The organism is Hydrogenophaga sp., assembly GCF_018780075.1.
Classification (GTDB): Bacteria; Pseudomonadota; Gammaproteobacteria; order Burkholderiales; family Burkholderiaceae_C; genus Hydrogenophaga.
This window is the reverse complement of the sequence record NZ_JADMKB010000155.1, coordinates 1-20,350: the sequence shown is the minus strand read 5'-3', so window position 1 is coordinate 20,350 and position 20,350 is coordinate 1. Positions and strand designations below refer to the sequence as shown.

Genomic DNA, 20,350 nt, shown 5'->3' with positions numbered 1-20,350 from the left:
TCTTCAGCAAATATCACTGCGAGCGCCAGGCATAGACGCCGCCGTTGAGCGTCTGCACCACCAACGCGGGGCCCGACAGCACGGGCGCGGCCAGGATGGGTGAGCCATCGGTGGTGAGACGGGTCAACTCACTGCCGTCTTCACGCGACAAGAGGTGCACCAGCCCGGTGCCATCGCCCACGACAAGTAGGCGACCCAATGCCAGCGGGGCCGTCAGTTCGCGGAATTTCAGGCGATCAACCTCCCAGGCACGATCCCCTTTGGCTCGTTGCCAAGCCATCAGGCGACCATCGGTTTCACTGCCAAAAACGTACTGTTCGTCACCATGCACGCCTGTCACCCCTTGTGCGGGCTTGCTCCATAGCAAGCGGCCGGTGTCGGTGTCCACACATCCCACCGCTGAATTGAAAGAGCGGGCACACACCGAGTTGCCGATCCGGCTCACGGAGCCCACCAGATCCACCAAGCGCTCCACCTCATTGGTGCCGCGTGAATTCGCGATCGAGGCCTCCCAACGGAGCGTGCCGTTCAGAGGGTTCAGGCCGACGAGGCGGCCCGACAACCCCGCCACCAAGGTGTCACCCACGGCCAACAGCACACCCGACTGGCGCAACACCAACGGTTCGCCAGGACGGGCTTGGGTCCACAGACGAGCGCCGTTCTGGGCGTCGAAAGCGATGACACTGCGGTCGGCCGCCAACACAAACACACGGCGTCCGGCCACGAGCGGCGCCGTGAACGAAGCAGCGGAAAGCTGCACCCGCCAGCTTTCACGGCCATCGGCCATGGCAATCAACTGGTTGCCCTGGGTCACCACAGCCGTTGTCTGACCATCAGAACCCGCCCCCGTGGACAGCGATGTGCCCAGGTTCAAGCGCCAGACATCGCGCCCGGACGTCGCATCCACCGCGGCCACGGTTCCCTTGGAACCCGTGAGGTACACCCGCCCCTGGTGCGCCAACGGTGCCATCGACGGCGAAGAGAGGCCCATCTGGGTGGACCAGATCAGTTGCGCGCTCGCGCGGTTGGCCACAGGGGCGAGCTCGGCCGGCTTCATCTTGACGGGACCGGACGAACACGCCGCCAGCACCATCGCGGCCGCCATGGCCACCACACCACCCATCACGCGCACATGGCCAAACTGGATCATTTTGATCATGGCGCTCAACGCGCCGCCTCGGTAGAGACAGGCGCAGGGGACACGTCCACACCCAGCGCCGCCAGTTTCACTTGCACAAGTTGCCGATACTCATTGCGGTTGCTCAACCCGTCCCAGGCCTTCTGGTACTGGGCCTTTGCATCGTCGCCTTTGCCCTGAGCCATGAGCACATCGCCACGGCGATCGGCGGCCAGCGGCTCGTAAGCCTTCGGCATGGGGGCCTCAAGCACCTTCAGCGCCTCGTCAAAGGCCTTGGCTTCGAGGTGCACACCCGCAAGTCGCAGACGCGCCACGGCCTGGAGGGACTCATCGGTGGACTTCTCCGCCACCCAGGCCAGCGCCGCTTTGGCGCCATCGGGCTTGCCCGCCTCAAACAGGCTCCTGGCGGCCAGCAAGGCACCTTGAGCGGCATAGCTGGTGCCCCCGAAGCGGTCCTTCATGTCAGCCAGCGCGCGCTCGATTTTTTCGGACTCCTTGGCACTGGATGCGCGCTCGATTTCGTCGAACAGGGCCGCTGCCTTGGTGGCCTGGGTGCGCTGCCAGTAGTTCCATCCGTTCCAGGCGGCGAATCCGCCGAGCACCGCGATCAGCAACCAGGTGATGAGGTTCCCGTACTGGGCCCAGAAGTGTTTGAGCTGGTCGAGTTGTTCCTGCTCTTCAAGATCGAGATGTTTCGCCATGGGTGTCCGGGGAGATTGCTTCGGTCAATTGTAGGTGGTGGGTCCGGAGAGCCTCAGGCGGCACGCAGCGAGGCGCCCCAGGCGGAGGCATTGTTCAGCGGTTGGAGCTGCTGCCCCACGTCGCCGTCGCGGGCGCCGCGCAACGGCTTGACCGCCACCATGCCTTGCTCCAGCTCCTGCGCGCCGAACACCAGGGCATGACGCGCGCCACTGGCATCGGCCTTTTTGAACTGCGACTTCATGCTGCCCATGCCATCAGCGCCACCGGCATGCATGGTGACGCTCACCCCTTGATGACGCAGCTCGCGCAGCAGCCGCATTGCCACCGGCAGGGCCGTCACGTCCGGCACCACGGCGTAGGCGTCGGGTACCACCGGCTCAGGCAGACGGCCCTGCTCTTTCAGCAACTCCAGGATGCGCTCCATGCCCAGGGCCCAGCCCACCGCCGGTGCGGCCTTGCCACCAATCTGTTCAAACAGGCCGTCGTAGCGCCCCCCGGCACACACCGTGCCCTGCGAGCCAAGCTGGCTGGTGACGAACTCGAACACCGACAGGTTGTAGTAGTCCATGCCACGCACCAGGCGCGGGTTGATGCGGTAGGTGATGCCCTGCGCATCCAGCAGTGCCCGCAGGCGATTGAAGTGATCCAGCGACTCTGGTCCCAAAAAGGCCATGAGGTGCGGCGCACCGTTCACCATCGCCTGCATGGCGGGGTTTTTCGTGTCCAGGATGCGCAGCGGGTTGCTGTGCAGACGGCGCCTGGCGTCTTCGTCCAGCAGGTCGGCATGACCTTCCAGGTAACTGATCAGCGCCGCGCGGTGCGCCTGTCGCTCGGCCGGCTGGCCCAGGCTGTTGATTTCCAGCTCGATGCCTTCGAGGCCCAGCTCGGCCCAGAGGTCGCAGGCCAGCACGATCAGCTCGGCGTCCACGTCCGGCCCGGCAAAGCCCAGGGCCTCGGCACCGAATTGGTGGAACTGGCGGTAGCGCCCGCGTTGCGGGCGCTCGTGGCGAAACATCGGGCCCATGTAGTACAGGCGCTTGCCGCCGTCGTACAACATGGAATGCTCCACCGCCGCGCGCACGACACCTGCCGTATTTTCAGGGCGCAGTGTCAGCTGTTCGCCATTGAGACGGTCTTCGAAGGAGTACATCTCCTTCTCGACGATGTCGGTCACTTCGCCCAGACCACGAACGAACAAGGCCGTGGGTTCGACGATCGGCGTGCGCACGTTGCGGTAGCCATAGCGGCACATCAGCGCGCGCAGGGTCTCTTCCAGCCACTCCCAGTGCGCTGACACGGGAGGTGCAATGTCGTTCATGCCTTTGACGGCGCTCAGTTTCTCTGCCATGGGTGCTTGTCAGGTGAAGGCGCAGCCTCATCGCTGCGCCGGGGGTCAGGCCGTGACGCCAAACCTCTTTTCAATGTAGTTTTCAACGACCGTCTGGAACTCGGCAGCGATGCGATCGCCCCGCAAGGTCAGCGCCTTCTGGCCGTCGATGAACACCGGTGCCGCAGGGGCCTCGCCCGTGCCGGGAAGGCTGATGCCGATGTCGGCGTGCTTGCTCTCACCGGGGCCATTGACGATGCAGCCCATGACCGCCACCTTCATGTTCTCGACACCGGGGTAACGCTCGCGCCATGCGGGCATGGAACTGCGCAGGTAATCGTCGATCTGCTTGGCCAGCTCCTGAAACGTGGTGCTGGTGGTGCGACCACAGCCCGGACACGCCGTCACACTGGGCACAAAGGCCCGCAGACCCAGCGCCTGCAGGATTTCGGAAGCGATCAGCACCTCCTGGGTCCGTGCCTCGCCGGGTTGCGGCGTGAGCGACACGCGGATGGTGTCGCCAATGCCCTGCTGCAGCAACACGGCCAGCGCCGACGCCGACGCCACCGCCCCTTTGGTCCCCATGCCGGCCTCGGTCAAACCCAGGTGCAGCACATGGTCAGTGCGCTGGGCCAGCGCCTGGTAAACCGCGATCAGGTCTTGCACGCCGCTGACCTTGCACGACAGCATGATGTTGTTCGGGTTCAGGCCAATCTCTTCGGCCCGCCGGGCAGAATCCAGCGCCGACGTGATGAGCGCCTCGTACATGACCTGGCGCGCGTCCCAGGGCTCGGACCGCTGTGAATTGGCGTCCATCAGCCGCGCCAGCAGATCCTGGTCAAGACTGCCCCAGTTCACGCCAATGCGGATGGCCTTGTCCCAGCGTGCCGCGATCTCGACCATCTGGGCAAACTGGCGGTCACCCTTGTCCCCACGACCGACGTTCCCGGGGTTGATCCGGTACTTGGACAGTGCTTCGGCACAGGCCGGATGGTCGGTCAACAAACGGTGGCCGTTGTAGTGGAAATCGCCGATCAGCGGGACGTGGATGCCCATGCGGTCGAGCTGCTCGCGGATGTGCGGCACCGCCTTGGCGGCTTCATCGTTGTTCACGGTGATGCGGACCAGCTCGGAGCCCGCCTGGGCGAGTTCCTTGACCTGAATGGCGGTACCGATCGCGTCGGCGGTGTCCGTGTTGGTCATGGACTGCACGCGCACGGGCGCACCGCCGCCGACCGTGACACGGTGCGATTGCCAGGCCACCACGCCGGGACGGCTCTGGCGAACACGTGGGACACTGATCGTGATGGGACCGTTCAGGTCAACCTGAGACCCCACGAGGATGCGATCTGACGGCATGTTCATTTCACCTGGAACCGTGCCACGCTGTTGCGCGCGTAGGGCATGACATCAAAGGCCTGCCCACGAACGGTGACCTCGACCGCGTCGGCCCGGCCCAGCACCACCGAATAGGGCGGTGTGGTCGAGAAGTTGAGAACGTCGCCCGTTTTGAGCATGCGCTGTACCTGGGACGCGCCTCGGCCATCCACCACCTCGACCCAGGAATCACCGCTGGCCTTGATGCTCAAGAGTCCAGCACCAGCACCTGCATCCGCATCTGCATCTGCGGCGTTCACGGGCGCGTCGGCGCTGGGCGCCACCACCGAGGGTGGGGGCGCCAGCGCCACGGGCGCATCGGTGGTGGCCGGCACGACCACCAGTGGCGGAGGCACCATTTCCGTGGTCGACGTCTTGTTTTCCGGGGCGGGCGCCCCAGCGGTGTCAGACAGCCGGGTCACCGAGCCCGAGACGGCGTCCACCATGGGCAACCAGTCGGGCATGTACATCAGCCCCGCTGCGGCAATCAACAGCGCACCGGCCACCAGCACCGCCGGACGCCGCAACCATTCCGAGGGCTGCAGAGACAGCGACGATCCCCGGGGCGATCTGAAAGGTGCGTTGATGGCGTGCGACGAGTCTCCCAGCATCGGTGTGCGCCCTGAGGGGATCTGTTCCAGAACAGGCGCAGGATCGATCTTGAGCTGTCGGCAGGCGCTGGAGGCCAGTGCCCGCGCGAACGTCATGTCTGGCAGTTCCTCATAGCGCCCGGCTTCCAGTGCTTCCAGCTTCTTGACGGGCACCTTCAGCGCGGCCGCCATGGCCGCGATGTGCAACCCTGCCGCTTCACGCGACTGGCGCAAGCGCTCAGGCCGGGTCCAGGCCGCTTCAGCCGCTGCATCTGGCACCACCGATTCACTCATTGAACGCTCCCCGTTGATAGGACGCGTACTCCGGCGAGCGGGGGAAACGGCGCAGCAACTGCTGCGCGAGCTGGTCGGCCGCCTGCGGGTTGTTCATGCGACGTTCGACCTTGATGCCCAGCCAAAGGGACTCCGCATTGGCCAGCTCGGAATTGTTCAGGCGACGGATGTAAAACTGCGCGCGCTTGTCGTCGCCCCGCTTGTACAGCAGTGAAGCGAGGTTGTAGCCGGTGATGGGATTGGCCGCGTCCAGCTCGTAAGAGCGGGCAAAACTGGCTTCGGCCTCGGCGAACTGGCCCATTCGGGTCTGGCACACGCCCTTGGCCATGAGCGTCTTGGCCTGTCCACCGTATACCGGACTGGTCAGCGCGCGGGCAAACAGCTGCACGGCTTCGGCATGGCGACCCTGTTGGCAAACAAACCAGCCGTAGTTGTGCAACGCATCGGGGTCGCGCTCGTTGATCTGCAGGGCGCGCCGGAAACTGTCTTCGGCCTGACCTGGCTCGTTCATCCGCATGTAGACCAGCCCGCGAAGCACGTAAGCAGGGCCGTAACCGGGGAACGCGGCCAGCGACTGCTTGATTTCATCGAGCGCCACCGACGTCTGGCCCTGCTCGAAGTAGCCGGTCGCCAGCTCAAGGCGAATGCGGGCTCGCTTTTGCGCCTCGGGTTCGTCGGACTCGGTGAGCGGTTGCGCCGTGTTGGAGGTCGAAGCCCCAGGACCGCTCGCGCAAGCCGACAGCACCGACAACAACACAGCGAGGAGCAGCAGCAGCGACCACCGGACCTCCACGGAAAGACCCATCAGAGGCGCACCATCAGGACGGGTCCGACGACCCGGTTTGATCTTGAAGCGGACGGGGGTGGCGTGTGTCATTCCTGTTTATCCTTGGCAGACTTCAAAAAGCGGATCGGCTGTACCGCGGCTCGCCGCTTGGCCACCTGGGTGCGGTCCATCACGTCGCCGGCGAGCTGCCCGCAGGCTGCATCGATGTCATCCCCGCGCGTCTTGCGCACGGTCGTCACGACCCCCCCCGCGATGAGGACCTGCCCGAAGGCCTGGACCACGGATCGGGGTGAACATTTCAGGCCCGAGTCCGGAAACGGGTTGAAGGGTATCAGGTTGATTTTGCAGGGAACACCCTTGCCGCCATGGCCTTTGATCAATGCCAGCAGCTGCGCGGCGTGTTCGGGCTGGTCGTTGACCCCGTCCAGCATGCAGTATTCGAAAGTGATGAAGTCACGCGGTGCCGCCGGCAGGTAACGCAGGCACGCGTCCAGCAGCTCCGACAACGGGTATTTTCGATTCAGCGGCACCAGCGAGTCGCGCAGCGCATCGTTGGGTGCATGCAGCGAGACCGCCAGGGCCACCGGCACGTCGGCGGCCAGCCGGTCGATCATGGGCACGACACCCGAGGTCGAGACGGTCACCCGCCGACGCGACAGGCCATAGCCATGGTCGTCCAGCATCACACGCAACGCCGGCACCAGAGCGCTGTAATTCTGCAGCGGCTCACCCATGCCCATCATCACCACATTGGAGATGACGCGCTCGGACGACTTCAGGTGCTGACGCAGGAAAAATTCGGCGTGCCACAACTGCGCCACGATCTCACCCGTGGTGAGGTTGCGCGAAAAACCCTGATGTCCAGTGGAGCAGAAACGGCACCCCACAGCGCAGCCCGCTTGCGAGGAAATGCAGAGCGTGCCACGGTCATCTTCGGGGATGAACACGGTTTCCACCGCGTTGCCACCACCCACGTCGAACAGCCACTTGATCGTGCCGTCGGCGGAGTCTTGGCGGGAGAGCACCTGCAAGCCCGTGATGGTGCAGACCGAGGGCAGTTTTTCGCGAAGGCTCTTGGCGAGATCGCTCATCTCGTCAAAGTGCGAAGCGCCTCTCTGGTGAATCCAGCGAAACAGCTGGACGGCGCGAAAGCGCTTTTCGCCCAGCTGCTCGCAAAAGGCGGTCAGGCCCTCAAGATCGAAGTCGAGGAGGTTGACCGTCATGACATGGAGGACCCGTGCCGATCAGCGCGAGTAAACATTCATGCCGGGAAAGAAGAAAGCAATTTCCACAGCGGCGGTTTCAGGAGCGTCGGAGCCGTGCACGGCGTTGGCGTCGATGCTGTCGGCGAAGTCTGCGCGGATGGTGCCGGCGTCGGCCTTCTTGGGGTCGGTGGCGCCCATCAGGTCACGGTTCTTGAGGATGGCGCCTTCGCCTTCCAGTGCCTGGATCATCACAGGACCGGAAATCATGAAATCCACGAGGTCCTTGAAGAAAGGACGGGCTTTGTGAACCGCGTAGAACTGCTCTGCTTCGCCGCGGGACAGGTGCGCCATGCGAGCGGCCACCACCTTCAGGCCGGCGGCTTCAAAACGGGCGTAGATCTGGCCGATGACGTTCTTGGCGACGGCGTCAGGCTTGATGATGGAGAGGGTGCGTTCGATGGCCATGATGATCCTTGAATTTATGGAATAAAAACGATTCTTGCGCGGGTGGCAAAGCCTTTGATTCTACATTGCCCGGAGCAAAAACACCGCCGCGCGCGGGGAGCAACAACGCGGTCAGCGGCCACCGGAACGGCCACCGCCTCCGCTGCCACCCCGGCGGCGACCACCGCTGGGACCGCCACGGCCGGTGCCTTGTTCGCGCTGGCGCTGCAAGGCGTCCTGGCCGATGTAGCCAAGGGAGGTTTTCAAGGGGTCGGGCTGGCCACCGCCTGCGCCCAGCCCTTTGCCACCCTTGCCCTTGTTCGAGGGCGTATCGAACATGCTGCCGCGGCGCACGGCGGGCGCATCGCCCCGGCTGCCCGCGGGGTTGCCGTAGTTGCGCCCACCCTGCGGCCCCTGCTTCTTGCCACGCCCCGGGGCAACACGGCCAGCCGGCCGCTCGGTTCGCTGGTAGACACCGGCGGCCACCGTCAGGCGGTCGATGTCGCCTTGATCCAGCTCCAGCCAGACACCACGCTTGAGTCCTCGCGGCAGCATCATGGCGCCATAGCGGATGCGGATCAAACGGCTCACGGCGTGACCCACGGCTTCGAGCATGCGCCGCACCTCCCGGTTGCGGCCTTCGCCGATGGTCACGCGGTACCAGCAGTTGGCGCCCTCGCCCCCGCCGTCTTCGATGCTGTCGAAACGGGCCTCGCCATCGTCCAGCCGCACGCCGTCGAGCAAGCGCTGCTTTTCGTCGTTGGACAGGGCTCCCAGCACCCGCACCGCGTACTCGCGCTGCAGACCAAATCGCGGGTGCATCAGCCGGTTGGCGAGCTCACCCGAGTCGGTGAGCAGCAGCAGGCCTTCGGTGTTAAGGTCCAGGCGCCCCACCGACTGCCACTTGCCCTGGTAGAGGCGCGGCAGGCGGCGAAACACCGTGGGCCGGTTTTGCGGGTCGTCGTGCGACACCACCTCGCCCGCGGGCTTGTGATAGGCCAGCACGCGAGGCGGCGGCGGCGCGATGCGCACGCGCACCGGCTTGCCATTGACCTTGATGTTGTCGCCGAACTGGATGCGCTGACCGATGTGGGCCGGCTCGCCATTGACCGAGATGCGCCCCTCCAGGATCAGTTGCTCCATTTCCAGCCGAGAGCCCATGCCGGCCTGCGCAAGCACCTTGTGCAGCTTGGGCGAATCGGCCTCGGGCTGCAGCACACGCTTGGTCGGCAAGGGCAGCTCCTGCTCTTGTTCGGCGTCAAACACACCACTGACCACGTCGTCAAAACGCAAGGCCTGCGGCTGAGTGGACGCCGGGATCGCAGCGGTCTTGGGTGTGGAATCCGTGGTGGGCTCGACGGGCATGGCGCCAGCGTCGCTGCCTGACGGTTCAATCGGGTTGTGAGGGGGTTGCGCCGGTTTCATGGTCGTCCTGTGGTTCGTCCCGGGTCGGGACGGGGATCGCCGGTTCGCCGGCGGTGTCGGGGGTGTCTTCACCCGCGGATGGAAGATCTTCAGCGGCTGGCTCGGCCAGCCCGCTGGAGAGCGATTCAAAGTCGAGACGACCGAGGGCCGATTCCTGCACCTCACTGCCGTCCAGTGGGGGCAGCTGGTCCAGGGAAGAAAGGCCGAGATCGTCGAGAAACTGGCGCGTGGTGGCAAACAGCGCCGGCCGCCCCACCGTTTCGCGGTGCCCGATCACCTCCACCCAGCCGCGGTCTTCCAGCTGTTTGATGATCAGGGAATTGATCGTCACGCCCCGGATGTCCTCCATGTCGCCACGGGTGACCGGTTGGCGGTAGGCGATGATGGCCAGGGTTTCCATCGCGGCGCGCGTGTACCTGGGCGGCTTCTCAGGATGCAAGCGGTCCAGAAATGCGCGCAGTTCAGGCCGGCTCTGAAAACGCCAGCCCGTGGCCACCTGCACCAGCTCGACGCCGCGCCCGGTCCACTCGGTCTGGAGATCGGTCAGCAGGGTCTTGATCGTGTCCGGGGCGACCTCCATGTCAAACAACACCCCCAGCTCTCTCACGGAAAGCGGTTGGGGTGCGCAAATCAAGGCCGTCTCAAGGACGCGCTTGGCATCCGTGGTGTTCATCGCTGGTGCCTAAAAAAACCGGTTGTCGGTCAGGGGGCAAGAAGTTGCGTGCAAAGTCTGCGGGGCTTCATCAGGCCCGTGGCGGACAACAGCAGCACGGGATGGGTCGCAACGGACCATCCGGGTGGGCTGTGGGAACGATCAGAAATCGCAAGGGGACCCGATGGCGGGCCGCAGGACGCCGGGATCAAGTCACCCCAGCTGCCCCGGATTGTAATGGAGCCCGGCCTCAGCGATGGCCTGGCCCAAATCAGCGGGTGGTTCGCAGGCGAAGGCGAGCGGGGCACCCGACACCGGGTGGGCCAGCCGCAGCCGGGCGGCGTGCAAGGCCTGGCGCTCCATGCCGAACAAGGGGCGCCCGCCGTACACCGCATCGCCCATCAGCGGATGACCGAGCCAGGTCAGGTGCACGCGGATCTGGTGGGTTCGCCCGGTGTGCAGCTTGCAGGCCACCAGGCAGGCCTGTTCATTGCCGTCAAGCAGGCGGATCGACGTGCGGGCGGTCTTCGCACCCGTGGTCTCGGGCCGCAGCACGGCCATGCGCAGGCGGTTGTGGGGATCACGACCCACCGACTGCTCCACGTCCAGCTCAGCCACCCCCTTCCAGCGACCCTGCGCCAGTGCCAGGTATTCGCGATGCACCTCACGGGCTGCAATGGCGCGCACCAGTGCCTCCACGGCCAGGCGGCTCTTGCCCACGAGCATCAGGCCCGAAGTGTCCTTGTCGAGCCGGTGGACGATGCCGGCCCGCGGCAGCGCGGAGGCACCCGCGTGATGCGCCAGCAACCCGTTGAGCAGGGTGCCACTCCAGTGACCGGCGGCCGGGTGTACCACAAGACCCGCGGGCTTGTGAATGACCAACAGGTCCGCGTCTTCGAACACCACCTCCAGCGCCATGGGCTGCGCCACGAACGCCATGGTTTGCTGCGTCGGGCGCAGCTCCACCTGCAAAAGGTCCCCCACCGACACCTTCGCCGACGGCTTGAGCGCAGGGGCTCCGCGCCACACGACGGCGCCGTCGACCATGAGCTGCTGAAGATACGAACGGGAGAATTCCGGGATCAGTGCTGCAAGGGCACGGTCGAGCCGCCAGCCGTGCATGGACACGGGCACCTCGCAATCCCGAACCTCGACCACCGTCAGGCTGTCGTCGGCATCGCCCTCCCCCTCGGAGATGCCCAGGTCGGTTGCACCCCCCCTCGATATAATTTCAGCTGCCAAGACCTGTGTTCCTGTTGTGAAGGTGTGCGTGTGAAGCTTTGTTCGAGATTATCGGCGGTGTCGTTCTGCACACTGACCACGGTGCTGGTCGTCGCGGGTTGCAGCAGCACCCCCGTGGATCCGACCACGGACTGGAGTCCCAGCAAGATCTACAGCGAAGCCAGCGACGAGCGTGAAGCAGGCAACTTCGAGAAGGCCATCGGCCTGTACGAAAAGCTTGAAGGCCGTGCCGCTGGCACCCCCCTGGCCCAGCAGGCCCAGCTCGACAAGGCCTACACCCAGTACAAGGGTGGCGAACAGGCCCAGGCACTCGCCACCATCGAGCGGTTTCTGCGCCTGCACCCGGCCAGCCCAGCGCTGGACTATGCGCTGTACCTGAAGGGCCTGGTCAACTTCAACGAAAACCTCGGCCTTTTCGGATCGCTGGCGCAGCAAGACCTGTCCGAGCGCGACCAGAAGGCCGCGAAAGAGTCGTTTGAGTCGCTGCGCGAAGTCGTGACCCGGTTTCCAGATTCGCGCTACGCGCCCGATGCCCGCGCCCGCATGACCTACATCGTCAATTCGCTGGCGCAGTACGAGGTGCATGTGGCGCGCTACTACTTTGGTCGCGGCGCCTACCTGGCAGCGATCAACCGTGCCCAGACCGCGGTGAGCGACTACGCCAACACGCCGGCCATGGAAGAGGCGCTGGTCATTCTGGTGCGGAGCTACGACGCCCTGGGCATGACCCAGCTGCGCGACGATGCCCGCCGGGTGCTTCAAACCAACTTCCCCAAAAGCAGCTTTCTGGGCGGTGGCGGCTCAGGCTCCGGCGTCAGCAGCCCTTGGTGGAAACTCTGGTGAGCGCCAGCTGATCGAGCTCCTCCAGCAGTTCCGCCTCGTCCAGGAGGCGGCGCATGGGCGGCAGGGCGTCCAGCAGGTCGTTGCCGTATGAGCGCGTGAGCAGCCGTCGGTCGGCCACGACCAACACCCCCTGATCGGTTTCACTGCGGATCAAACGCCCCGCACCCTGTTTGAGGGCCAGAGCCGCCTGGGGCAGGTAGCTGTAGCGGAAGGCGCTTCGCCCCTCGGCCTCATGCTGGCGGGCGCGGGCCGCGACCAGCGGATCGTCGGGTGGCGGAAACGGCAGCTTGTCGATCACCAGCAACTGCAGCACCTGGCCAGCCAGGTCCACGCCTTCCCAGAAGGCCATCGAGGCCACCAGCACCGCGCCGGCCCCCTCCCCGCGTCCGGCGACCCGAAACCGGGCCAGCAGTGCGCGCCTCGACATCTGCCCTTCGCACAACAATTGCAGCGGTTCGCGCTCCCCGTCACCCACCATCTGCTGCAAGGCCTCCGTCAGTCGGGCCGAGGCCCGCAGCGTGGTGGTCAGCACGAGGGTGTGTCCGCCGAGCCGAGTGGCCCAGCGCGCGACTGCCTGGGCCAACACGGGCGTGTGGCGGGGGTCGGCCGGCTCCGGCAGATCGTCCGGCACGTGCAGGGCCAGTTGCCGAGCATGATCGAACGGGCTGGGCACCCGCAGCGTGCGCATGAGCGGGTGATGCCGCAGGCCCAGCGGTTCCGTGAACCAGGCCAGGGTGTCTTCGGTGCCCAGCGTGGCGGACGTGAACACCCAGCTTCGTCCCGTGCCGGCCAGTTCGAGCGCGTCACCGATGTGCCGGGACGCGTCGATCGACGCTCGCACCAGCGCCCAGCCCGCCGCGCCCGCGTCCAGCCACATCACGGTGGTGGCGTCTTCAACGGCGTTGCCGGACCGGATCAGCTGGCCCCACCCCGTCCACAGATCGTGCGCCTGGCGGTGCAGTCCATCCATCTCGGCCGCCGCGCCCGCGGTCGCCTGCAGCGCGGACACCACGGCACGCAAGGCCCGGGTCACGGTCATGATCCATGCCGACCAGCGTTCGTCCTTTGGTGCGCTCAGCCAGCGGTGTCGGCCGGTTGGGCACGGGGGTGGCGTGCCCGCCGCCTGGTCCAGCACCAGCGCCAGGTGCGCCCAGGCGCGCTGGCCGCTCGCCCACCGTGGGGCCAGATTCAACACGTCCCGAGCGAGCGCGCGCAACGACCCGCTGCCCACCGACTCGGCCATGAGCTCGACGCCGGTCGCGTTCAAGCGGTGGGCCTCGTCAAACACCACCACCTCGGCACGTTCCAGGAGGCCGCCGAGCCAGGCGCCTTCACCGTGCAGGCTGGAGAAAAACAGGTGGTGATTGATGACCACCCAATGCGCCTGCAACGCCTCGTGTCTTGCGCGGTTCACGTGACACCCCTCCCGTCGGGGGCAGGTGTCGCGCAAACAGTTGTCGCGGGTCGAAGTGATCTGGGGACGCAAGGCCGAGCGCTCGTCCAGCCACGGCAGTTCGGCCAGATCGCCGCGCTGCGTCTGCCCCGCCCATTGCCGCAGCTGATCCAGCCGCGAGGCCTGCGCGGGGTCGATCCCGCGCGATGGCACGTCGACCGCCTGGGCGAGACGGTGCACACACAGGTAGCTGGATCGCCCCTTGAGCATGGCCACACGAACCGGCATGCCCAATGTCTGTGTCAGCGCGGGAATGTCCCGTGCAAACAGCTGTTCCTGCAGGGCCTGGGTGGCGGTGGACAAGAGCGCGCGCCGGCCGCTGAGCAACAGCGGCACCAGGTAGGCCAGCGTCTTGCCAACGCCGGTGCCCGCCTCCACCGCCAACAAGCGCCCACCATCGATGGCGTCGGCCACCGCCGCCGCCATCGTGACCTGCGCCTCGCGGTACACAAAGCCGGGTGACGCCGCCAGCGGGCCATGGGCCGACAGCGTTTGAGAGACCCGGTCGGTGACCGAGGTCACCCGGGGCTCCTGCCGCTCTCGCCTGGCACCACGGTTTGGGTGACCCGGCGCCGATGTGTTCGGTTTTGGTGACAAGCCAATCCGGCACAGAATTTAGTGGTTACCATCCGACACGTCACCGGCATACTGCTTCATTCTCACAACGAATTCCCATGTCCAAAGGCTATCGCATTCACGCGTCCACCGGCATTCACCGGGGTGACCGAGACTACCAGCAGGATCAGGTGTGCCTGCTGCACCATCCCCGCGAAAGCGCTTGCCTGCTGGCCGTGGTGGCCGACGGGATGGGGGGACGCAGTGGCGGTCGCAAGGCCTCCGACCAGGTGATGCTGACCTCGCGCCAGCTGTTCGAACGCTACGACCCGGAGACCGACGACGCCTCGTCGCTGCTGCGACAGATCGTGGAAGAGTCACACCTGGTGATCAAGCTGACCGCGGTGTCGGCCGAACAGGAACCGCACAGCACCATTTCGGCCTTCCTCATCAACCCGGGTGGCAGCAGCCACTGGATACACGCTGGCGACTCGCGCATCTACCACTTCCGCAACGGCGCGCTGGTGTTCCGCACCATGGACCACTCTTATGTGCAGACCCTGGTGAACCAGGGCGAGATCACGGAAGAAGAGGCGCTCGATCACCCGCACTCCAACATCCTCATGGGTTGCCTGGGCACCGACAACGACCCGCCGGTGGACATCCATGTGGTCCAGCAACTGAGCCCCGGCGACGCGATCATGGCCTGCAGCGACGGCGTCTGGCACTACTTCACACCGGAAGAACTGGCGAGCACCATCGCGATGCTCTCGCCCCGCGAAGCGTGTGAGTTCCTGATCCAGAAGGCCCGCTCGCGGGCCAAAGGCATGGGCGACAACCTGTCCATCACCATCGTCAAGCTCGAACCCCTGACCTGACCACCCCGGGATCAGGTCAGGCCAGTGTCCACCTGCCGGTGCTCCAGCGCCAGGAACTCCGCCGATTGCATTTCGGTGAGCCGAGAGACCGTGCGGGGAAATTCGTGCGACATCGGACCTTCGGTGTACAGCTGATCCGGTGGTACCGCCGCCGACATCACCAGCTTGACACGCCGGTCATACAGCACATCGATGAGCCAGGTAAAGCGCCGCGCCTCCGAAGCCTGCCGCACCGCCATCTGCGGCACGTTGGACAACATCAGCGTGTGGAACTGGGTGGCAATTTCCAGGTAGTCGTTTTGCGAGCGTGGACCGCCGCAGAGCGTGCGGAAGTCGAACCAGATCACGCCACCCGCGCGGCGCAGTGCCCGGATCTGCCGCGCCTCGATGTGCATCACCGGGTCCTGGTCGGCCATTTCAGCCAGCTCGCCAAACGTTTGCTCCATGGCCGCATCGGCCGCAGGGCCCAGCGGGCAATGGTAGAGCTGGATGTGGGTCAGCGTGCGCTGGCGGTAGTCGGTGCCGTTGTCCACACTGAGCACCTCCAGCCGCGATTTCAGCAGCTCGATGGCGGGCAGGATTCGGTCGCGGTGCAGACCCTCCGGGTACAGGCCATCGGGGTGGAAGTTGGAGGTAGTGACGAACCCCACACCGGCCTTGAACAGCGCGTCCAGCAGGCGGTGCAGGATCATGGCGTCGGTCACGTCGGCCACATGGAACTCGTCGAAGCAGATGAGCTTGTAGCGCTTGGCCATGCGCGCACCCAGCTCGTCCAGCGGGTTCACCGTGCCTTGCAGGTCGCGCAGTTCGCGGTGCACCTCGCGCATGAACTCGTGAAAGTGCAGGCGCGTCTTGCGCCGGATCGGAACCGCGTTGTAGAAGCAGTCCATCAGGAAGCTCTTGCCCCGCCCCACCCCGCCGAACATGTAGACGCCACGCGGGATCTCCGGCTTGACGAACATCTTCTTCAGCGCATTGGAACGGCGCTGCTTGTACGTCGCCCATTCGGCGGCACACCGCTCCAGCGCGTCGATGGCACGCTGCTGGGCGGGGTCGGTGGTGTAGCCGCGCTCCTGGAGCGCGGCCTCGTAGGTGCTGCGGACCGACAAGGGCGAACCCGGATCAGAAGTTCAGGGTTCGCTTGTCCACCGCCAGAGCGGCTTCCTTCGTCGCCTCGGACAGCGACGGGTGCGCGTGGCAGATGCGGGCGATGTCTTCGGCGCTGGCCTTGAACTCCATCGCCACCACGGCCTCGGAGATCAGTTCGGAGGCCATCGGACCCACGATGTGCACACCCAGGATCTCGTCCGTGGTCGCGTCGGCCAGGAACTTGACCATGCCGGTCGTGTCGCCCAGCGCGCGTGCGCGGCCGTTGGCCAGGAACGGGAAGGTGCCGGCCTTGTACGCCACGCCATCCGCCTTGAGCTGCTGCTCGGTGCGGCCGACCCAGGCGATCTCGGGGCTGGTGTAGATGACCCAGGGAATAGTGTTGAAGTTGACGTGCCCGTGCTGGCCGGCGATGCGCTCGGCCACGGCCACGCCCTCCTCTTCCGCCTTGTGCGCCAGCATGGGGCCGCGCACCACGTCGCCCACCGCCCAGACGCCCGGCAGGTTGGTTTTGCACTCGGCGTCCACCATGATGGCGCCGCGCTCGTCCAGCGCCAGGCCCACGGCTTCGGCGTTCAGGCCGATGGTGTTGGGCACGCGGCCGATCGAGACGATCAGCTTGTCGGCGTCCAGCGTCAGGGCTTCGCCCTTGGCGTTGGTGTAGGCGACGTTCACGCCCTTCTTGCCGGTCTTGATCTCGCCCACGGTCACGCCGAGCTCGATCTTCAGCCCCTGCTTGTCGAAGGCCTTCTTGGCTTCCTTGGCGATCTGCTCGTCCACCGCGCCCAGGAAGGTCGGCAGGCCTTCGAGGATGGTGACGTCGGACCCCAGGCGGCGCCAGACCGAGCCCATTTCCAGGCCGATCACGCCAGAACCGATCAGCACCAGCTTCTTCGGCACCGCGCCGATGCGCAGCGCGCCGTCGTTGGACAGCACGGTGTCTTCATCGAACAGCGTGCCGGGCAACGCGCGGGCGTTGGAGCCCGTGGCCACGATGACCTGCTTGCCCACCAGCGTTTCAGGCTTCTCGCCCGTCACCTGGACTTCGTAACCACCTTCAGCAGCTTTGGCGAACGAACCCCGGCCGTGGAAGAACGTGACCTTGTTCTTCTTGAACAGGTAGAGGATGCCGTCGTTGTTCTGCTTCACGACGGTGTCCTTGCGGCCCACCATCTTGGCCACGTCCATCGTCACCTTGCCGGTGCTGATGCCGTGATCGGCGAAGTGGTGGTTGGCGTGCTCGAAGTGCTCGCTGGACTGAAGCAGCGCCTTGGAGGGAATGCAGCCCACGTTGGTGCAGGTGCCGCCCGGGGCGGGGCCGCCAGCGGCGTTTTTCCACTCGTCGATGCACGCGACCTTGAAACCCAGCTGGGCCGCGCGGATGGCAGCGATGTAGCCGCCGGGGCCGGCGCCGATCACGACGACGTCAAATGCTTGAGACATGTTTGTTCCTGAATGGGGTTGGACAAACGCCCCCGAAGGGGCGTCTGCAATTTCGCTGTTCGATCAGATGTCGAACAAGAGGCGGGCCGGGTCTTCCAGCGCTTCCTTCATGGCCACCAGGCCCAGCACGGCTTCGCGGCCGTCGATGATGCGGTGGTCGTAGGACATGGCGAAGTAGTTCATCGGGCGAACCACCACCTGGCCGTTTTCGACCATGGCGCGGTCCTTGGTGGCGTGCACGCCCAGGATGGCCGACTGCGGCGGGTTGATGATGGGGGTGGACATCATCGAACCGAAAGTGCCGCCGTTGGAAATGGAGAACGTGCCACCGGTCATGTCGTCCATGCCCAGCTTGCCGTCTTTGGCTTTCTGGCCAAACTCGGCGATCTTCTTCTCGATCTCGGCAAAGCTCATTTGGTCGGCGTTGCGCAGGATGGGCACCACCAGACCGCGCGGCGAACCCACCGCGATACCGATGTCGAAGTAGCCGTGGTAGACGATGTCGTTGCCGTCCACCGAGGCGTTCAGCACCGGGAACTTCTTGAGCGCGTGCACAGCGGCCTTCACGAAGAAGCTCATGAAGCCCAGCTTCACGCCGTGTTCCTTCTCGAACCGTTCCTGCATGCGCTTGCGCATCTCCATGACCGGGGCCATGTTGATTTCATTGAACGTGGTCAGGATGGCGTTGGTGGCCTGCGACTGCAGCAGGCGCTCGGCCACGCGGGCACGCAGACGCGTCATGGGCACGCGCTCTTCAGGGCGGTCGCCGAGGTCGGGCGCGACCGTGGCCACCTGCGGCAACACCTTGGTCGGTGCGCCGGTGGGGATGGCAGCGGGGGCGGCGACAGCGGCCTTGGGTGCCGACGCGGCGGCGAGCACGTCGCCCTTGGTGACGCGGCCGTCCTTGCCGGTGCCGGGCACCGAGCCGGCGGCCATGCCGTTGTCGGCCATCAGCTTGGCGGCGGCGGGCATGGCCACGCCGGCTTTGCTGGTGGACGCCGCGGCAGCCGCAGCGGGGGCGGCGATGGGCGCGGCGGCGGCCACCGGAGCGGGCGCAGCGACAGCAGGCGTGGCAGCACCTGCCACCGCGGCGGTGTCGATGCGCGCGATCAGCTGCTCGGCGGCCACCGTGGCGCCATCGCCCTGGAGGATTTCGACCAGCACGCCCGACGACGGTGCGGGGCATTCCAGCACGACCTTGTCGGTCTCGATCTCGATCAGGGTTTCATCTGCGGTGACGGCGTCACCGACCTTCTTTTTCCATTGCAGCAGGGTGGCCTCGGCCACGGACTCGGAGAGCTGCGGAACTTTGACTTCTACGATTGCCATGTTCTTGTCCTAGAGATATTGCGTTCAGGGTCGGGCGTCGGGCCAGCCAGGCGCGCTGCGCTTGGCCAACCGATCAACGGGCCGACAGTTACTTGGTGAGGATGAAGCCCTTGAGCTTGCTGAAAGCGGCTTCGATCAGGGTCTTCTGCTGCTCCTGGTGCAGATGCGCATAACCCACGGCCGGCGACGCCGACGCGGCACGGCCGGCATAACCCAGCTTCTGCCCGTCAAGCATGTTCTCGTGGATGTAGTGCTGCACGAAGAACCACGCTCCCTGGTTTTGCGGCTCGTCCTGGCACCACACGATGTCGGTGGCGTTGGGGTACTTCTTGAGCTCGGCGCCGAACACCTTGTGCGGGAACGGGTACAGCTGCTCCACGCGCAGGATGGCCACGTCGTCGTCGCCACGCTCTTCGCGCTTCTTGACCAGGTCGTAGTACACCTTGCCCGAGCAGCAGATCACGCGCTTGACCTTCTCGGCCTTCTTCACCACATCGGCGTCGTGCTCCGGAATCACGGTCTGGAAACCGCCCTTGGTGAACTCGGACAGCGGCGAGGTCGCATCCTTGTTGCGCAGCAGTGACTTGGGCGTGAAGATGATCAGCGGCTTGCGCAGGTTGCGGATCACCTGGCGGCGCAGAACGTGGAAGATCTGGCTGGCCGTGGTCGGCTGCACCAGCTGCATGTTGGTGTCGGCGGCCATCTGCATGAAGCGCTCCAGGCGGGCCGAGCTGTGCTCGGGGCCCTGGCCTTCGTAGCCGTGCGGCAACATCAGCGTGATGCCGTTGACGCGGCCCCACTTCACCTCGCCGGAGGCGATGAACTGGTCGATCACGACCTGCGCACCGTTGGCGAAATCACCGAACTGGGCTTCCCAGATCACGAGCGTGTTCGGGTCGTTCGAGGCATAGCCGTACTCGAAGCCCAGCACCGCCTCTTCGGACAGGATGGAGTCGATCACGACGAACGGCGCCTGGTTGTCGGCCACGTTCTGCAACGGCGTGTAGGTGCCTTCGTTCCACTTCTCGCGATTCTGGTCGTGGATCACGGCGTGGCGGTGAGTGAACGTGCCACGGCCGCAGTCTTCGCCCGACAGGCGCACCGGGAAACCACTGGCCACCAGCGAGGCAAAGGCCATGTGCTCGCCCATGCCCCAGTCCACCGGAATGTCACCACGGCCCATGGCCGCACGGTCGGCGTACACCTTCTTCACCAACTGGTGTGGGGTCACGCTCTCTGGGATGGTGGTGAGACGGTCCGAGAGGCGCTTCCACTCGGCCATGGGGATGGCGGTGTCGCCGGCGTCGGTCCACTTCTTGCCCAGGAAGGGCGACCAGTCCACCGCGAACTTGCTCTTGAAGTTGGTCAGCACCGGGTCCACGGTGTGGCGGCCGGCGTCGAGCGCGGCACGGTAGGCCTTGGCCATGTCGTCGCCGAGCGTCTCGCCCAGGCCTTGCGCGGCCAGCTTGTCAGCGTACAGCTTGCGCGTGCCGGGGTGTGCACCGATCTTCTTGTACATCAGCGGCTGGGTCAGGCTCGGGGTGTCCTGCTCGTTGTGG

17 protein-coding genes and 1 pseudogene are annotated in these 20,350 nt (G+C 65.6%); 2 read left to right on the top strand and 16 right to left on the bottom strand.

From position 1 onward, the window contains the following. Positions 1 to 13: 13 nt before the first annotated feature. The 11 genes from bamB to IV088_RS23675 all read right to left on the bottom strand — a co-directional run bounded on the left by bamB (position 14) and on the right by IV088_RS23675 (position 11,183). Positions 14 to 1,105, bottom strand: a complete 1,092-nt coding sequence (gene bamB / locus IV088_RS23725; RefSeq protein WP_291106874.1) for an outer membrane protein assembly factor BamB — start codon at positions 1,103 to 1,105, stop codon at positions 14 to 16. A gap of 59 nt (positions 1,106 to 1,164) precedes the next feature. After that, positions 1,165 to 1,839 (bottom strand): tetratricopeptide repeat protein, encoded by a 675-nt coding sequence (locus IV088_RS23720; protein WP_291106872.1) that lies wholly within the window; start codon positions 1,837 to 1,839, stop codon positions 1,165 to 1,167. A gap of 53 nt (positions 1,840 to 1,892) precedes the next feature. Beyond that, positions 1,893 to 3,188 (bottom strand): histidine--tRNA ligase, encoded by a 1,296-nt coding sequence (hisS, locus tag IV088_RS23715; RefSeq protein ID WP_291106870.1) that lies wholly within the window; start codon positions 3,186 to 3,188, stop codon positions 1,893 to 1,895. Positions 3,189 to 3,233: 45 nt separating this feature from the next. Next, complete coding sequence (ispG, locus tag IV088_RS23710; RefSeq protein WP_291106868.1) at positions 3,234 to 4,526, bottom strand: flavodoxin-dependent (E)-4-hydroxy-3-methylbut-2-enyl-diphosphate synthase; 1,293 nt, start codon at positions 4,524 to 4,526, stop codon at positions 3,234 to 3,236. A 2-nt stretch (positions 4,527 to 4,528) separates the two neighbouring features. Then, the gene (locus tag IV088_RS23705; RefSeq protein WP_291106866.1) at positions 4,529 to 5,428 is read right to left on the bottom strand and encodes a helix-turn-helix domain-containing protein; all 900 of its coding nucleotides are present in this window, start codon (positions 5,426 to 5,428) and stop codon (positions 4,529 to 4,531) included. Further along, positions 5,421 to 6,305 (bottom strand): type IV pilus biogenesis/stability protein PilW, encoded by an 885-nt coding sequence (pilW, locus tag IV088_RS23700; protein WP_291106864.1) that lies wholly within the window; start codon positions 6,303 to 6,305, stop codon positions 5,421 to 5,423. Before pilW ends, IV088_RS23705 begins: the two co-directional genes overlap by 8 nt. Then, positions 6,302 to 7,438 carry a 23S rRNA (adenine(2503)-C(2))-methyltransferase RlmN gene (gene rlmN, locus IV088_RS23695; RefSeq protein WP_291106862.1) on the bottom strand — a complete coding sequence of 379 codons (1,137 nt, stop codon included), beginning with the start codon at positions 7,436 to 7,438 and terminating at the stop codon, positions 6,302 to 6,304. The genes pilW and rlmN overlap by 4 nt, the downstream gene beginning before the upstream one ends. A gap of 21 nt (positions 7,439 to 7,459) precedes the next feature. Further along, positions 7,460 to 7,885, bottom strand: coding sequence for a nucleoside-diphosphate kinase (gene ndk / locus IV088_RS23690; protein ID WP_291106860.1), 426 nt, complete (start codon positions 7,883 to 7,885; stop codon positions 7,460 to 7,462). Between the two features lie 111 nt (positions 7,886 to 7,996). Beyond that, positions 7,997 to 9,229: a pseudouridine synthase gene (locus IV088_RS23685; protein ID WP_291106858.1), complete on the bottom strand. Its 1,233-nt coding sequence runs from the start codon at positions 9,227 to 9,229 to the stop codon at positions 7,997 to 7,999. Positions 9,230 to 9,254: 25 nt separating this feature from the next. After that, entirely contained in the window at positions 9,255 to 9,962 is a 708-nt protein-coding gene (gene scpB / locus IV088_RS23680; RefSeq protein ID WP_291106856.1) for an SMC-Scp complex subunit ScpB, read from the bottom strand. A gap of 192 nt (positions 9,963 to 10,154) precedes the next feature. Next, positions 10,155 to 11,183 (bottom strand): RluA family pseudouridine synthase, encoded by a 1,029-nt coding sequence (locus IV088_RS23675; RefSeq protein WP_291106854.1) that lies wholly within the window; start codon positions 11,181 to 11,183, stop codon positions 10,155 to 10,157. Between the two features lie 57 nt (positions 11,184 to 11,240). On the opposite strand from IV088_RS23675, the gene IV088_RS23670 reads away from it, so the two are divergent. Beyond that, positions 11,241 to 12,026, top strand: a complete 786-nt coding sequence (locus IV088_RS23670) for an outer membrane protein assembly factor BamD (RefSeq protein WP_291106852.1) — start codon at positions 11,241 to 11,243, stop codon at positions 12,024 to 12,026. Here the strand turns inward: IV088_RS23670 and IV088_RS23665 are convergent. Next, entirely contained in the window at positions 11,998 to 14,001 is a 2,004-nt protein-coding gene (locus tag IV088_RS23665; RefSeq protein WP_291106850.1) for an ATP-dependent DNA helicase, read from the bottom strand. The genes IV088_RS23670 and IV088_RS23665 overlap by 29 nt on opposite strands. Before the next feature lie 152 nt (positions 14,002 to 14,153). On the opposite strand from IV088_RS23665, the gene IV088_RS23660 reads away from it, so the two are divergent. After that, complete coding sequence (locus IV088_RS23660) at positions 14,154 to 14,912, top strand: protein phosphatase 2C domain-containing protein (protein WP_291106848.1); 759 nt, start codon at positions 14,154 to 14,156, stop codon at positions 14,910 to 14,912. Between the two features lie 11 nt (positions 14,913 to 14,923). Here the strand turns inward: IV088_RS23660 and zapE are convergent, their stop codons facing one another. The 4 genes and pseudogenes from zapE to sucA form a co-directional block, all read right to left on the bottom strand. Then, complete coding sequence (gene zapE / locus IV088_RS23655; RefSeq protein ID WP_291106846.1) at positions 14,924 to 16,021, bottom strand: cell division protein ZapE; 1,098 nt, start codon at positions 16,019 to 16,021, stop codon at positions 14,924 to 14,926. A 13-nt stretch (positions 16,022 to 16,034) separates the two neighbouring features. Next, on the bottom strand, positions 16,035 to 17,462 hold the full coding sequence (lpdA, locus tag IV088_RS23650; protein WP_291106844.1) for a dihydrolipoyl dehydrogenase: 1,428 nt from the start codon (positions 17,460 to 17,462) through the stop codon (positions 16,035 to 16,037). A 63-nt stretch (positions 17,463 to 17,525) separates the two neighbouring features. Continuing rightward, complete coding sequence (odhB, locus tag IV088_RS23645) at positions 17,526 to 18,791, bottom strand: 2-oxoglutarate dehydrogenase complex dihydrolipoyllysine-residue succinyltransferase (protein ID WP_291106842.1); 1,266 nt, start codon at positions 18,789 to 18,791, stop codon at positions 17,526 to 17,528. 88 nt (positions 18,792 to 18,879) lie between these two features. Then, positions 18,880 to 20,350, bottom strand: a pseudogene (sucA, locus tag IV088_RS23640) (2-oxoglutarate dehydrogenase E1 component); the annotation flags it as partial.

Excerpts from the sequence above, each read along its gene's own strand:
- hisS (WP_291106870.1), bottom strand. The coding sequence starts at position 3,188 with ATGGCAGAGAAACTGAGCGCCGTCAAAGGCATGAACGACATTGCACCT.
- lpdA (WP_291106844.1), bottom strand. The coding sequence starts at position 17,462 with ATGTCTCAAGCATTTGACGTCGTCGTGATCGGCGCCGGCCCCGGCGGC.
- IV088_RS23685 (WP_291106858.1), bottom strand. The coding sequence starts at position 9,229 with ATGCCCGTCGAGCCCACCACGGATTCCACACCCAAGACCGCTGCGATC.
- bamB (WP_291106874.1), bottom strand. The coding sequence starts at position 1,105 with ATGGCGGCCGCGATGGTGCTGGCGGCGTGTTCGTCCGGTCCCGTCAAG.
- ndk (WP_291106860.1), bottom strand. The coding sequence starts at position 7,885 with ATGGCCATCGAACGCACCCTCTCCATCATCAAGCCTGACGCCGTCGCC.
- IV088_RS23660 (WP_291106848.1), top strand. The coding sequence starts at position 14,154 with ATGTCCAAAGGCTATCGCATTCACGCGTCCACCGGCATTCACCGGGGT.
- ispG (WP_291106868.1), bottom strand. The coding sequence starts at position 4,526 with ATGCCGTCAGATCGCATCCTCGTGGGGTCTCAGGTTGACCTGAACGGT.
- IV088_RS23705 (WP_291106866.1), bottom strand. The coding sequence starts at position 5,428 with ATGAGTGAATCGGTGGTGCCAGATGCAGCGGCTGAAGCGGCCTGGACC.
- rlmN (WP_291106862.1), bottom strand. The coding sequence starts at position 7,438 with ATGACGGTCAACCTCCTCGACTTCGATCTTGAGGGCCTGACCGCCTTT.
- odhB (WP_291106842.1), bottom strand. The coding sequence starts at position 18,791 with ATGGCAATCGTAGAAGTCAAAGTTCCGCAGCTCTCCGAGTCCGTGGCC.
- pilW (WP_291106864.1), bottom strand. The coding sequence starts at position 6,305 with ATGACACACGCCACCCCCGTCCGCTTCAAGATCAAACCGGGTCGTCGG.
- IV088_RS23720 (WP_291106872.1), bottom strand. The coding sequence starts at position 1,839 with ATGGCGAAACATCTCGATCTTGAAGAGCAGGAACAACTCGACCAGCTC.
- scpB (WP_291106856.1), bottom strand. The coding sequence starts at position 9,962 with ATGAACACCACGGATGCCAAGCGCGTCCTTGAGACGGCCTTGATTTGC.